The 13245-nt window shown below is 64.5% G+C and carries 14 protein-coding genes; all 14 read left to right on the forward strand.

What is annotated here, in order from left to right; genetic code table 11:
• A partial coding sequence (locus ACFP9U_RS18545) for a hypothetical protein (protein WP_378623728.1) occupies positions 1–558 on the forward strand: 558 nt, incomplete at its 5' end.
• On the forward strand, positions 555–1859 hold the full coding sequence (locus ACFP9U_RS18550; protein ID WP_378623730.1) for a MotB family protein: 1305 nt from the start codon (positions 555–557) through the stop codon (positions 1857–1859). The genes ACFP9U_RS18545 and ACFP9U_RS18550, both read left to right, overlap by 4 nt.
• Positions 1856–3022 carry a chemotaxis protein gene (locus ACFP9U_RS18555; protein WP_378623731.1) on the forward strand — a complete coding sequence of 389 codons (1167 nt, stop codon included), beginning with the start codon at positions 1856–1858 and terminating at the stop codon, positions 3020–3022. Before ACFP9U_RS18550 ends, ACFP9U_RS18555 begins: the two co-directional genes overlap by 4 nt.
• Positions 3019–4326, forward strand: coding sequence for a flagellar hook-length control protein FliK (locus ACFP9U_RS18560; protein ID WP_378623734.1), 1308 nt, complete (start codon positions 3019–3021; stop codon positions 4324–4326). Before ACFP9U_RS18555 ends, ACFP9U_RS18560 begins: the two co-directional genes overlap by 4 nt.
• Positions 4295–4846 carry a transglycosylase SLT domain-containing protein gene (locus tag ACFP9U_RS18565; RefSeq protein ID WP_378623736.1) on the forward strand — a complete coding sequence of 184 codons (552 nt, stop codon included), beginning with the start codon at positions 4295–4297 and terminating at the stop codon, positions 4844–4846. Before ACFP9U_RS18560 ends, ACFP9U_RS18565 begins: the two co-directional genes overlap by 32 nt.
• Positions 4847–4959: 113 nt before the next feature.
• Positions 4960–5631, forward strand: a complete 672-nt coding sequence (locus tag ACFP9U_RS18570) for a winged helix-turn-helix domain-containing protein (protein ID WP_378623738.1) — start codon at positions 4960–4962, stop codon at positions 5629–5631.
• A 100-nt stretch (positions 5632–5731) separates the two neighbouring features.
• Entirely contained in the window at positions 5732–6880 is a 1149-nt protein-coding gene (locus ACFP9U_RS18575; protein WP_378623740.1) for a flagellar hook protein FlgE, read from the forward strand.
• Positions 6881–6925: 45 nt separating this feature from the next.
• Entirely contained in the window at positions 6926–8374 is a 1449-nt protein-coding gene (gene flgK / locus ACFP9U_RS18580) for a flagellar hook-associated protein FlgK (protein ID WP_378623742.1), read from the forward strand.
• 3 nt (positions 8375–8377) lie between these two features.
• Entirely contained in the window at positions 8378–9418 is a 1041-nt protein-coding gene (locus tag ACFP9U_RS18585) for a flagellar hook-associated family protein (protein WP_378623744.1), read from the forward strand.
• Positions 9419–9445: 27 nt separating this feature from the next.
• On the forward strand, positions 9446–9793 hold the full coding sequence (gene flaF, locus ACFP9U_RS18590; RefSeq protein WP_378623746.1) for a flagellar biosynthesis regulator FlaF: 348 nt from the start codon (positions 9446–9448) through the stop codon (positions 9791–9793).
• On the forward strand, positions 9790–10227 hold the full coding sequence (gene flbT, locus ACFP9U_RS18595; protein WP_378623748.1) for a flagellar biosynthesis repressor FlbT: 438 nt from the start codon (positions 9790–9792) through the stop codon (positions 10225–10227). Before flaF ends, flbT begins: the two co-directional genes overlap by 4 nt.
• Position 10228: 1 nt before the next feature.
• Entirely contained in the window at positions 10229–10618 is a 390-nt protein-coding gene (flgD, locus tag ACFP9U_RS18600) for a flagellar hook assembly protein FlgD (RefSeq protein WP_378623750.1), read from the forward strand.
• Between the two features lie 2 nt (positions 10619–10620).
• Positions 10621–10887, forward strand: coding sequence for a flagellar biosynthesis protein FliQ (gene fliQ, locus ACFP9U_RS18605; protein ID WP_378623751.1), 267 nt, complete (start codon positions 10621–10623; stop codon positions 10885–10887).
• A gap of 1015 nt (positions 10888–11902) precedes the next feature.
• Complete coding sequence (locus ACFP9U_RS18610) at positions 11903–12916, forward strand: hypothetical protein (protein ID WP_378623753.1); 1014 nt, start codon at positions 11903–11905, stop codon at positions 12914–12916.
• Positions 12917–13245 lie beyond the last annotated feature (329 nt).

Consider the following 13245-nt stretch of genomic DNA (forward strand, 5'->3'; position numbering starts at 1 on the left):
CCCGCGCGGCGGGCTGACGATCCGATACCGCCGCGCCCGATCGCGGATGCGGCGGGACGGACCGCCGTCGAAATGGCGGTGGCCGAAGCCGAGGCGGCGCTCGCCCAGCGCCTCGAAAAGGAGTTCGAGGAAAAACTGGCAGCCGAGCGCCGGCACCACGCCGAGGAACTTCAAGAGACCGTCCGCCGACTCGGCGAGGAGGCCGGCGAAGCCATCTCCCGAAACTTCGAGGAGATGAAGCAGGAGGTCATATCCCGGACCTGCGCCAGCGCCGCACGCGTTCTCGGCGCGGTCCTGACAGAAGATCTGCAAAGCCGCGCGGTCGACGAACTCGCGCGCATCGTGGAGGATGCGCTCGCCGAACAGGATTCGGTGCGCGTTCGCGTCAGCGGCACCACCTTTCTGTGCGATGCGCTGCGCGCGCGGCTGGGGCCGCAAGCCGCTTCGGTGGATTTCTCCGAGGGGACAGGTTTCGACCTCACTGCGAGGATCGATGAGAGCCTGTTCGAAACGCGTCTCGCCGAATGGTCGGGGACCCTTGCCGAGGTGCTGTCATGACGATGGCCGACGGCGAGGAACGCCAGCCGGAAATCATCATCGTGCGCCGGGGCGGCGACGACGAGGACGAGGGCCATCACGGCGGCGTCTGGAAGATCGCCTTCGCCGATTTCATGACCGCGATGATGTGCTTCTTCCTCGTCATGTGGCTGATCAACGCCGCCAACGAGCAGACGCGCTCCGCCCTTGCCAGCTACTTCAACCCCGTCAAGCTGATCGATCGCAGCACCAGCAGCAAGGGTCTGGAAGACATGGGGCTGGCGCCGCAGAACCACGCTCGACCGCAGCATGTCGGAGATCCCGACGGAACGCCGGCCGATGAGCGCGACCAGACCCCCGGCCCGGGTGTCGGGGGGGCAGGCGAGGAGACGGGCAGGGTCTCCGACGAGAATTTCTTCTCCGACCCCTATGCGGTCCTGGCCGAGATCGCTGCCGAAACCGGCATGGACCAGAACGTCTCGCCGAAAGGCGAAGGCGGCGAGCAGGATGCCGGCCCGTCTTCCGGCGCCTCCGGCGGAGAGGCTTACCGCGACCCCTTCGCGCCGGATTTCTGGTCGCAGCAGGTCTCGGAGCCGCGGACCGGTGTCGAGGGCGATCCCGACGAGGCGCGGGAAAATCCCTTCGGTGGCGACGCGCGCGCCGAGGAGACCGGCGCAGAACGCCTCTCGCGCGTCGAGGCGCGAGAGCCAAGCGCGGCTGCGCAGAACACGAGCGGTGAACCGGCGGGCGCGCCCACCCTTGAACGCGTCGCAGAGGCCCAGCCGCTTGCACCGGCCGAAGAAAGTACCCGGCCCGACCAGGCGAAACCGGCGGAGAAGGAGCCGCAGGCGGAAGCCGTAGCGCGCGAGCGGGCGGCCGATGCCGTGCGCACATCGCTTGCTAGAGCGCTCGAAGGCGAAGGCCTCGCCGCCTCCGTCACGGTCGAGGCGGGACAGGACGGCGTTCTCATCTCCGTCATGGACGACGTCCGTAACGGCATGTTCCCGGTCGGCTCCGCCGTGCCGGCCCGTCCGCTGGTGACGGCGATGGAGAAGATCGGCCGCGTGCTCGCGCAAAGACCCGGCCTGGTGCGCGTGCACGGACACACGGACGCACGGCCGTTCAGCGATGGAAACTACGACAATTGGCGCCTTTCCACCGCCCGCGCACACGCGGCTCAGTACATGCTGGTGCGCGGCGGTTTGGACGAGGCGCGGCTCGAAGAGGTGGCGGGCTTCGCCGACCGGCATTTGAAACGCCCGGACGATCCGCTCGCCGCCGCCAACCGGCGCATCGAGATCCTGCTGGAGATGCCGCGATGAAAGGCCGGCTGGCGGCGGCGGCTCTGCTGGCGGCGTTTTCAGGCACGCACGCGCCGGCCGAAGAGCTGGAGCCTTATGAGATGGTGCGCTCACTGCAGCGCGTTCAGGACAGGATCGCCGATGGCGATCACGCAGCCCTTCCCATGCAGGCCAAGCTGCTCGGCATCATCGACGGGCGTCTGCGTGCCGCCACTTTGGAAGCCTTCGAGGACCCACGCAACCGAGACGCGGTACTGATCTACGGCGCCAGCGGCGGCAATCCGGAAACGCTGGACATGATCGTCTCCCGGCTGAATTTCGAAGGTGCGGAAGAAACCTTCGCCCGGGGCGTGGTGCGCTATGCGCACGGCGATGCCGCCAGCGCGCGCCAATTGCTGCGCGAAATCGAACCGCTCGATCTCGACGGCGTGCTCGCCGCGCCCCTGGCCCTGATGGCGGGATCGCTCGTGACGCAGGAAGATCCGGCTGCCGCCCTCGACCTTTTCGACCGGGCGCGGCTGCTCAGCCCCGGCACGTTGATCGAGGAAGCGGCGCTGCGCCGCAGCGTCGCCATCAGCGCGTCCCTGAAAGCCACCGAACGCTTTCTCCGGGCGGCCGAGCAATATGTGCGCCGCTTCGTGCGCTCGCCCTATGCGAGCCGCTACGCGGAGGATTTCGTTTCCGGGGTCGTGGCTTTGCAGGCCGAGATCGATCTGAACGTGCTGGAGGCGATCGTCGCGGAGATGGACCGGGAAAAGGCCCATGCGATCTATCTGCGCATCGCCCGCCAGAGCGCCATCGACAGCCACCGCGAGCTGCTCGCCTTCGCCGCGGGCAAGGCCCGGGAATATGCGCCCGCGGAAGAGACGGAAGACGACCCCCGCGCCCTTCTTTACGCCAATGCGGCCCGGGTCGCCTCGCCGGACGTCGACGACGTGCTGGCGGTGCTGGGACGTATCGACGAATCCCGTCTGTCGAGCGGAGACCGGCGCCTCCTGAAGGCAGCGCGCGAGATCGCCGCCGACGTAATCGCACCACCGGCACTCGCGAAGCGCGCCGAAGCCGCTCCGGCCGAAGCGGAGGACGAGACCGACGCCGCTCCGGCGACGGCCGAATATGTCGCCGCGACGCGGGACAAGCTCCGCGCCATCGATGTGCTTCTCGGGGAGGAGGCAAGACCATGACGGAGGCGATCAAGGCAGGCGGTCCGGCCATGCTGACGGGCATGCAGGATGCCGGGCGCAGGTCCGGAAAACTTCCATCCGATGCGTTGACCTTTCACCATGCGCTGGAAGATGGGCGGCAAGAGCAATCCGCGGCGAGCCTACGTCTCGGGCAGGAAGGTACCGGGCGGCGCGATTGGCAGATCAAGGGGTTTCTCGAAAAGCTCTCTCTTCCGCAGGAAGCGGGGCAGGACGCCCCTGACGATGAGATGCCTGGCGTGAGCGATGAAGGAATGCTCCGCCTGCCCCTCGACGCCTCCCTCGGGCGGACACCGCAGAAGCGCGGCGCCGAACCGGCGCAGGGCAATAGCAAGGCCGCCGCCGAGCTTCCGCTGCGAATGAAGAGCACCGCTGCACGCGGCGAAGGCACCGGAGTTGCCACTGAAAGCCAAGACCCACCGAACCGCACCACGGAAACATCCGGTGCGGCAGCCAAATCCAGCGCTGCCTTGGCCAAACAGATAGGCGGCGCTGAAGCGGCTGGTGCAGAGGCGGCGGAAACGGCGTTGCGCCCGCCCGCAGAACGCCCTGCCCCGTCGCGTGCGGCTTCCGGCGGAGAGCCTCTCCTTCAGGCCGACAAGGCACGGGCGCACGAAGCGCGCATCGAAGCGCTCGCCGCACGGATCGACGGCGCACGAGCGGACGGCGCGCGGGAGAGGCATCCGGATGCAGAACCCGGCGCCGACGACGGCAAAAAGCCGTTTCGTGTGGTGAACGTCCAGACGGCGCCCGCACCGGCGACCGGCTCCACCACCTCGGGAACGGGGTTCACCGGGGGCCAACTCGTGTCGTCGCTGGAGGCCGATCCGGTCTTCAGGAGCACTGCGAGCGAAGCGGCACAGGCCGCCGCCGGCACCTTCCGCCGCACGGAGACGCTGCACGTGATGAAGATCCAGCTTCAGCCGGCGGAACTGGGCATGGTGACGGCCCGGCTGACGGTATCCGGAGAGCAACTATCGGTAGAACTTCAGGTCGAGACCGCCGACGCGCGCCAGAGACTGCATGCGGACGGTGAGGCAATCACGCGGGCGCTGCGCGCACTCGGCTACGAGATCGACCGCATCACCGTTCAGCAGGCGCCCCAGGGCACGAACGTCAACGCCGGCACGACAGGCCGGGAGCAGGGTTTTCAGTCCGGTCCGGGCAGCGGCGAGCAGCAAAGCGGTGCCGCCAACTCTCATCGCGAGGGCGGCCATGGAAACCGCGGCGCAAGGCCGGCCGAGGGACATGACGATGCTGAAACGAGCGGCGACCTGTATATCTAGCCTTCTGTTGACGGGCACCCTCGCCGCGGCCAATCCGTGCGAAGCGGAGATCTTGCGCGCGGCCGAGAAATACGACGTCCCGCCCGGTATCCTCTACGCCGTTGGCCTGACCGAAACCGGCGTGAAGGGCAGTCTTCAGCCCTATGCGCTGAACATCGAGGGAAAGGCCGTCTTCGCCAAAAGCGCCGCGGAGGCGATCGCCGAATTCACCCGGGCGCGGAGGCGGGGCGCCAGGCTCATCGACCTCGGCTGCATGCAGATCAATCACCATTACCACGCCGGCGAATTCCGCAGCCTTGCCGAGATGCTCGAGCCCCGGCACAACGTGGACTACGCAGGGCGCTTTCTGAAGCACCTGAAACAGCAGAACGAGACCTGGTCCATGGCGGTGGCCCGCTATCACGCCGGGCCGAACAACGACCCCGCGCAGAAGCGATATCTATGCCGCGTCATCGCCAATATGGTGGCGACGGGTTTCGGGGAGTGGACTGCAAAGGCACGCATGTTCTGCAATCCTTGATTGAAGTCTTTGTCGTATCGAAAAAGAATTAAAATTTTCATAAAAAAACTATTGTGCCCGATTCCGCCGACCGGGTACCTCTTGGTGGGGCAACTGATTCGGAGGGCGGCCGAATGATTATCGTCGTAGACGAACGCGACCTCGTCACCGAGGGCTATAATTCACTTTTCAACAAGGAAGGTGTCGCCACCGCGGGCTTCAGCCCCGGTGAGTTCGGGGAGTGGGTGACGACGGCCCCGGAGGAAGACCTGCAATCGGTCAGCGCCTTCCTCCTCGGCCAGTGCGCTGCGCCCGAGAAGCCGACACTCAAGATTCGCGGCCGCTCGAGCGCTCCGGTACTCGTGCTGAGCGAGAAGAACTCCCTTGAAGATACGCTGCGGCTTTTCGAATCCGGCGTCGACGACGTGGTGCGCAAGCCGGTGCATGTGCGCGAGATCCTGGCCCGCATCAACGCGATTACGCGGCGCATGCAGAAGCAGGAAACGAGCTTCACCGAGATCGGCCCGATGCGCATCTTCACCGACGGGCGCGACCCGGAGATCGACGGCGAGCCGCTGCCGCTGCCGCGCCGCGAGCGGCGCATCCTGGAGTACCTGGCGAGCAACGCCTCGCGGCGGGTCACCAAGACACAGATCTTCAACGCCATCTACGGCATCTTCGACGACGAGGTCGAGGAAAACGTCGTGGAGAGCCACATCAGCAAGCTGCGCAAGAAGCTGCGCCAGAAGCTGGGCTTCGATCCCATCGATTCCAAGCGCTATCTCGGATACCGGCTCGTGGGGTGAACCCGTCGGGGCGGCGGGGCGGAACGCCGCCACGCCAGTTTCACGCAAGTCCCGGCGGCTAGACTCCCCTCAAGGCGCGCAATACGAGGAGACGTCCGCGATGAGCCTCTACGGCATGATGAAGACCGGTGTGTCCGGCATGAACGCGCAGGCCAACCGCCTGTCCACCGTCGCCGACAACATCGCCAACTCCGGCACCAACGGATACAAGAAGGCCAGAACCGAGTTCTCGACGCTGGTGGTCCCGAGCACCCAGGGCTCCTACAATTCCGGCGGCGTCACGACCACGGTACGCAATTCCATCTCCGATCAGGGCGTGCTGCAATACACCACCTCGGTCACCGACCTGGCGATCGAGGGGGACGGCTTCTTCAAGGTCCAGGACGCCAACGGACAGGACTACCTGACACGCGCGGGCTCCTTCGTGCCCGACGATACCGGCCGACTGGTCAACGCCGCCGGCTTCTACCTGATGGGCACGAACCTCGAGACGGGTGCGGAAGAGGCGATCAGCATCACCGCCGCAAACCGTCTGCCCACCCCGTCGACCGAAGGCGATTTCGCAGCCAACCTGCCGGCCAGCGCCGATGTCGGCTATACCCACACCGCCTCGCTCTCCTATGTCGACCAGACCGGCAACACGCAGGTGATGGAGATCGTCTTCGAGAAGGTGAGCGAGGACACAGCCACCGGCGAGGCCGACTGGGACATCACGGTCGATGGAAACGCGTTCGGCACCGCAAGCTTCAACGCCTCTACCGGAACCTTGACGGCCGACCTGTCGGGAACCGTCAACCTGCCACAGGGTCAGACGGTCGACCTCGATGTCTCGCTGAGCCAGACGGGCAACGAATACAAGCTCCAGCAAGCCGAAGCGAACGGAGCGCTGGGAAGCGAGATCGACACCATCCAGATCGATACCGACGGCACCGTCTACGCGCAATACGAGGACGGATCCTTCGTTGCCCTCTACGAGATCCAGTTCGGCACCGTCACCAGCCCGGACCAGCTCGAAGTGCTTTCCGGCAACGTGTTTGCCCAGAGCCCTAATTCCGGCCCCGTCTTCTACGGCAACGCCATGGAGGTCGGTGCCGGCAAGGTGGTGTCCGGCGCGCTGGAGAACTCCAATGTCGATATCGCCGAAGAGCTTACCGACATGATCCAGTCACAGCGCAGCTACACCGCAAACTCCAAGGTGTTTCAGACCGGCTCGGAGCTGATGGAGCTTCTGGTCAATCTGAAGCGATAGAGGCGAAGGGGCTGAAAACAGGACGAGGCCTCGGAAAGAGAGAAAATGTCGCTTACTTCCGCACTGAATATCGCCCAATCCGCACTGTTCAACGCATCCCGCCAAACCAATATCGTTTCGCGCAACGTCGCCGAAGCCTCCAATCCGGACTATACGCGCCGCGACGGTGTCCTTTCCAGCACGGCACCCGGCGCCCGCATCAGCGAGATCCGCCGGGCGACGGACGATGCCCTGTTCAAGCAGAACCTTTCCGCGCTGTCGAGCTGGCAGGGCCAGTCGCGCATATCGCAGGGGCTGGACCGGCTGCGGCTCGAAGTGAACGGAACCGACAACGCCACCTCGCCGGCTTCCGCGCTGGGCAAACTGCAGACCGCGCTTCAGAACTACGCCGCCGCGCCATCGAACCGCACCCTTGCCGAGACGGCGGTCGAAGCGGCGCGCGGAATGGTACGCTCGCTCAACAACGGCACGGAAGCCGTGCAATCCTTCCGCACCGAACTCGACGCCGACATCGCCACCTCGGTGGGAGAGCTGAACGAGTTGCTCGCCCAGTTCGAGGCCGCCAACACCGAAGTGGTCCGGGGCACGCGTGCCGGACGCGACGTCTCCGATGCGCTCGACCGGCGCGACGCGCTCCTGAAGCAGATCTCCGGATACGTGCCCGTCTCCACGATCAGCCGCGCCGACAACGACCTGGTCGTCACGACGGCGGACGGCACGACCCTCTTCGAAACGGTGCCGCGGGCGATCACTTTCGCGCGCACCGAGGCTTTCGCACCCGGCATGACCGGCAACGCCGTCTATATCGACGGCGTACCGCTGGCTTCCGGCACCGGCGGCAATACCACCGCCTCGGGCAGCCTGGCCGCGAGCCTGCAATTGCGGGACCAGGTAGCTGTCGACATGCAGCGCCAGCTCGACGAGACCGCTCGCGGGCTCATCACCGCCTTCGCCGAATCCGATCCCGCCGGTACGGGGGCCGACATGGCCGGCCTGTTCACCTGGAACGGCGGGCCGGGCCTGCCCGCTTCCGGCGCGCTGGTCGACGGGCTCGCAGGCAGGATCGACATCAATGCCAATGTTGACGCCGCGGCGGGCGGTGATCCGGAGCGGCTGCGCGACGGGATCGTGTACGACCACAATCCGGACGACGCGGCCTCCTTCTCGGACCTGCTCGACAGCTACATTGCGGGCCTCGACGAGCCGATGGTCTTCGATCCCGCTGCTTCGCTTGGGACGACGAAGAGCCTGAACGCCTTCACGAGCGAATCCATCGGCTGGCTGGAAGGCCTGCGCAAGGAGGCCAGCAGCGGCGCGCAGGCGAAGGAAGCGCTGGCGATGCACACCGCCACCGCGCTTTCGAACGCGACAGGCGTGAACATCGACGAGGAAATGGCTCTGCTTCTGGAGCTCGAACGCTCCTATGAGGCGTCGGCGAAACTGATGAGCGTCGTCGACGAGATGCTTTCACAATTGATGCAGGTGGCGCGCTGACCGATGAAAACCTCTTTCATTTCCACCACCAGCATGTCGCAGACGCTACGCTATCAGATGATGCGCCTGCAGTCGGAGCTGGTGCAAAGCCAGAACGAGGCCACCACGAGCCGCTTGAGCGATCCCGGTGCGGTGCTCGGCGCGCGCGCCGGCACATCCTTTTCCATGGCCCGCGACGTCGAGCGGCTTGAAGGGCTGGTCGATGCCAACAGCATGGCGGCGAGCCGGCTCGCCGCCACCCAGGACGGGCTCGAAGAGCTTCACGGCCTGGGCGAAAAACTGCTGACCACGCTGACGGCTGCCTCCGACATAAACGCGCCGCAGACCGTTGCCGAGGAAGCCAGACGCGGCCTGGAGACGATGACCGGTATCCTCAACACCAGCGTGAACGGCGAACACCTGTTTGCCGGCATCAACACCGATACCAGGCCGATCAACGATTTCACCGACCCGGCTTCCGCCAACAAACAGGGCTTCGACACCCTTTTTCAGAGCCACTTCGGCTTCACGCAGACCGACCCGGCGGCCGCCGGCATCACGGCCGCTGAGATGAACGCCTTCCTCGACGAGGTCGAGACATACTTCCTGGGAAGCGGGTGGGACGACTGGTCCAATGCCTCGGACCGGAAGATAACGAGCCGCATCACGCTCAACGAGACCGCCGAGACCTCGATGACCGCCAACGAGGCGGGCATACGCAAGATCGCCATGACGGCCGCAGTGCTGACGGACCTCCTGGAGATCCCGCTGGGCGAAGGCGCACGCACGGCGCTTTACGCGCGCGGCACGCAGTTCGTCGGCGAGGCTCTATCCGACATCGCCCATGTCCAGTCCGAGGTCGGCATCGCACAGACGCGCGTCAGCGACGCCAGCGAGCGTATCTCCTCCCAGGTCGACCTTTTCAAGACCATGATCACGGACCTGGAGGGTGTGGATCCCTACGAAGCCGCCACCAAGGTCAACGAACTCCTGACGCAGATCGAGACATCCTACGCGCTTACCGCACGCATCCAGCAGCTGAGCCTGCTCAGATATTTGCCGTAACCGCAAGCAAGCGAGATCGCACAGCCCATGTACCAGTTCTCCTACAGCGAGATTCAGGCGGATTCGGTGGCCGACGCGAAGGACCGCGAAGGCCAGTTGCTGACCCGCTCGATCGAGCTGCTCGACGCCGCGCGCAAGGCCGGACCGAATTCGCACGAGGCCATCGAGGCCATTCTGTTCATGAACCAGGTGTGGACCGCGCTGGTCGAGGATCTGGGCAGCCCGGAGAACGAGCTGCCCGAGGCGCTGCGCGCCAACCTGATCTCCATCGGCCTGTGGCTTTTGCGCGAGGGCGAGGAGGTCCGCCAGGGCCGTTCCGACAATTTCGACGGCCTGATCGAGATTTCGCAGATCATCCGCGACGGCCTGAAATGACCAACACGCTGAAGATATCGCTGAAGGCGGGCGAGAAGATCTACGTCAACGGCGCTGTCATCCAGGTCGACCGGAAAGTCTCGCTGGAATTCCTCAACGACGTGCAGTTCCTTTTGCAAAGCCACGTCCTCCAGCCGGAGGATGCGCGCACGCCGCTGCGCCAGCTCTACTTCGTGGCACAGGTGATGATGATGAATCCGGACGGTGCGGAAAAGGCCCGCCGGCTTTTTCGCCAGACCCTTTCCAACCTCTTGGCCACCTTCAAAAACGAGCGGGTGCTGGCCGGCCTGAAGCATGTCGACACGCTGGTCTGCGAGGACAGGGTCTACGAGGCGCTGAAAGCGATCCGCGCCCTTTATCCGCTGGAGGAGGAGATCCTCCGGACGTCGTCCCGGCAGGAAGAATTCGCCCTGCCGCAAGCCGTGGGAGAATGAAATGGATGTCTCGGCCGTAAACGCGGCAACGCAAAGCCAGAACGCGGCCGGCGCGCCGCAGACCGTGGACTACCAGTCCTTTCTGCGCCTGCTGGTGGCCCAGATGAAGAACCAGGACCCGACGAGCCCGATGGAATCGACGGACTACGTCGCCCAGCTCGCCACCTTTTCCCAGGTCGAGCAGTCGGTCCAGATGAACGCCAGGCTGGAGGAGATCCTGGCCGCTTCCTCCCTCTCCCAGGCGAGCGGACTGGTGGGCCGCGAGATCACCTCGGCCGACGGCACGGTGACCGGCGTCGTCTCGGAGGTCAAGCTTTACGCCGACGGCGTCGTGGCGACACTCGAGGGCGGCGAGGAGGTGATCGTCGGCCCCGGCGTGGTGATCCGCTGACCATGAACGAAGCCGACGCCCTCGACATCGTGCAATACGCCATCTGGACGGTGCTGGTCGCCTCCAGCCCGGCCGTGATCGTCGCCATGGTCGTCGGCGTCGGCATCGCGCTCGTCCAGGCCCTCACCCAGGTGCAGGAGATCACGCTGACCTTCGTGCCCAAGATCGTCGCCATCCTGCTCGCCGTCGCCTTCTCCGGTCCATTCGTGGGGGCGCAGATCTCGTCGTTCACAACCGTCATTTTCCAGCGGATCCAGAACGGATTTTAGGGGGCGACGGAGTTCCTCTTCGCTGCTGGGTGGCCCCTGAAGCAGGATGAGGCCAGGTCGGGTCACTCCCGACCGAGCGTCATCCCGGCTGGAACGGAGTGAAGGCCGGTATCCAGTCCGTGACGGAGACGTTCCGGAATGGATCCCGGACAGCCTCCGCTGTGCTCCGGCTTCCGGGATGACGCGCGTCGGGGTGACCCGACCTGAATTCATCCCGCTCCAACGCCTCCGGGGACGCACGCCATCCTCGCCACGCCCGGCTTCACCGTCTGGCCATTTCAAAGATCGGGAAGCGGGGCGCGTTGTCCGTGCCACTCTGTTTATTTTTCAGGCGCGGAAAACGCACCCCGCCGGCCGCTGTCCCGCAGTCGACCGGTCTCTCGGGCCTTCCTCCTTCCCGACCGCGCCCATCGAGGGGCTCGGCCGGGCCGAAGGAAAGCCCTAGCGGCTTTTCCGCGGTGTCCGCGCCGCACCGGCTCTCGCCAGTGCCCCGGCACCGCCGGCCTGTCGCGGGCCCTCGCATGCCTCCGGGAACCGACCCCGAAGGGGGAGGCTGCCGCCGCTCTCCCGAACACCCGGTGCGCATCCGGTTCCCATAAGAGCGATGGGGCAATGGTAGAGGCGGTGGTGGGAGCGGGGATGAAACGGGGTGAAAAAAGTTCTGTTCTTCTTGTTTTTCAAGGGTTTAGCGGAAAAGAGGGAAAATTTCATCCACGGCTTGACCAACCCTTTTGAGCTAGGAGGCGAGATCGAGCACACGCGACGGCACAAGTGGGGCCGCCAAGCGGGCCGGTAGCTTACAGACGCAGATCTTTGAATTGCGGACATTCCGATCGGCGTGGTTATCGTCGCGACAGAGCCCGAAGCAGTCGTCCATTCAACCTATCGGGCCGACCGCTCTCCACCCTCAGCAGTGGACTGCTGCCAATTGCGGTAACCGGCATTGCTGCCTTATCATGCCCCAGAGCCGCAGCGCGACCGGGGGAAATACTGCTAAATATATATAAGAGGGGACATGGCCGAGCGGGAAAAGGAGGATCGTCACGATCTCGCAAAGCGCCGCATAATGCTTGTCCTGCAAAGGCAGATTGTGGCGAACGCCCGCACTCTCGAACAGAAAATTGCCGATGCAGGCCCAAGCCACATGCGCATCGACCCCCATGTACTGATCCCGGCGCGCAACGAACTGGTTGAGGAGGGCCTGGTCCAGAAGACCGAGACTGCCGGCAACACCTGGTTTCACCTCGCCAACACACCTCCCGAGGTTGTAACAGAACGCCTCGAGGAACTCGCCAATCTGTTTCGTGCATTCACGGCCAACAACCTACCAGCCCGTTACGGGCAGACATTGGAGATTGCGACCTACCGCGCGCTCTGTGCGGTCCAAGACCTGGATTTCTTTGGCCACTTCCCGGACTTGCACACGCACGACGATAGTAAAATCTATTCGAAGACAGAACCGCCCAACCACATCGGCATCCGGGTCCTACCTGGCCAGAAACTGCTCGATTTTATGGTCCTCCACCCGGACGCAGGATTTCTCGGGCTGGAGTGCAAGAACGTGCGAGAATGGATGTACCCGAACCGCTCGGAAATCAGAGACTTGCTCCTCAAATGCACCGTGCTCAACTGCCTGCCGGTGTTCATCGCCCGCCGCATTCCCTTCGTGACCTTTAAGCTACTCAACACGGCTGGCGCCTTGGTTCACCAGACCTACAATCAACTCATGCCAGAGACGGCCGCTGATATAGTCTCCCGAGTGCGCCACAAGGATATGCTGGGCTACCACGACATCCGCATGGGCAATCATCCTGATGCCCGCCTGCTTAAGTTCATCACTACTGACATGATGAATGTGGCCGTGGCAGCTCGGGATAAATTCGACCTCTACAAGGACCTGCTTGCCGCCTACGGGAGCGGAGAGATACCCTACCATGTCTTTGCTGCGAAGATTCGACGACGTTCCCAAGGGACAAAAGAGGACGACGACTGGCCGGAGGGCGACGAGGAGCGGGCAGGCAACGAATAGCCTTTCCGCAAGAAATCGACAACCTAGGTCTTCATCTCTGAACGTCAACTATGGGTCGGAAGTGCCGGTTGGGCCAACGTCCCGAAAGTCCGCATGGCAGTTGTTCGGGCTTGCCGCAGCGAACGACCGCTCACCACCAGGACGAGCCTTTCGCCGAGCCATTATGTTCACGCACGTGCAGACGGTTCCAGAGCGGGTATTTTTTCGGCTCGATCGGGGGCGCTTGCCGCCCGGCAGCATGGGCAATCGGTCGGTAGTGTCTCAGATGGAATTTCTGCTAAAGCTGGGAAGCAAATCGCCCGCGATGTCACCAACTGCCGAAAGTGTGA

This window comes from Nitratireductor sp. GCM10026969 (assembly GCF_042660605.1).
In the GTDB taxonomy this organism is placed as follows: domain Bacteria; phylum Pseudomonadota; class Alphaproteobacteria; order Rhizobiales; family Rhizobiaceae; genus Chelativorans.

What these genes read in the sequence shown, in the direction of transcription:
- ACFP9U_RS18565 (WP_378623736.1), top strand. Translation starts at nt 4,295, where the DNA reads ATGCTGAAACGAGCGGCGACCTGTATATCTAGCCTTCTGTTGACGGGC.
- ACFP9U_RS18570 (WP_378623738.1), top strand. Translation starts at nt 4,960, where the DNA reads ATGATTATCGTCGTAGACGAACGCGACCTCGTCACCGAGGGCTATAAT.
- ACFP9U_RS18550 (WP_378623730.1), top strand. Translation starts at nt 555, where the DNA reads ATGACGATGGCCGACGGCGAGGAACGCCAGCCGGAAATCATCATCGTG.
- fliQ (WP_378623751.1), top strand. Translation starts at nt 10,621, where the DNA reads ATGAACGAAGCCGACGCCCTCGACATCGTGCAATACGCCATCTGGACG.
- flaF (WP_378623746.1), top strand. Translation starts at nt 9,446, where the DNA reads ATGTACCAGTTCTCCTACAGCGAGATTCAGGCGGATTCGGTGGCCGAC.
- flbT (WP_378623748.1), top strand. Translation starts at nt 9,790, where the DNA reads ATGACCAACACGCTGAAGATATCGCTGAAGGCGGGCGAGAAGATCTAC.
- ACFP9U_RS18585 (WP_378623744.1), top strand. Translation starts at nt 8,378, where the DNA reads ATGAAAACCTCTTTCATTTCCACCACCAGCATGTCGCAGACGCTACGC.
- flgD (WP_378623750.1), top strand. Translation starts at nt 10,229, where the DNA reads ATGGATGTCTCGGCCGTAAACGCGGCAACGCAAAGCCAGAACGCGGCC.
- flgK (WP_378623742.1), top strand. Translation starts at nt 6,926, where the DNA reads ATGTCGCTTACTTCCGCACTGAATATCGCCCAATCCGCACTGTTCAAC.
- ACFP9U_RS18610 (WP_378623753.1), top strand. Translation starts at nt 11,903, where the DNA reads ATGGCCGAGCGGGAAAAGGAGGATCGTCACGATCTCGCAAAGCGCCGC.
- ACFP9U_RS18560 (WP_378623734.1), top strand. Translation starts at nt 3,019, where the DNA reads ATGACGGAGGCGATCAAGGCAGGCGGTCCGGCCATGCTGACGGGCATG.
- ACFP9U_RS18555 (WP_378623731.1), top strand. Translation starts at nt 1,856, where the DNA reads ATGAAAGGCCGGCTGGCGGCGGCGGCTCTGCTGGCGGCGTTTTCAGGC.
- ACFP9U_RS18575 (WP_378623740.1), top strand. Translation starts at nt 5,732, where the DNA reads ATGAGCCTCTACGGCATGATGAAGACCGGTGTGTCCGGCATGAACGCG.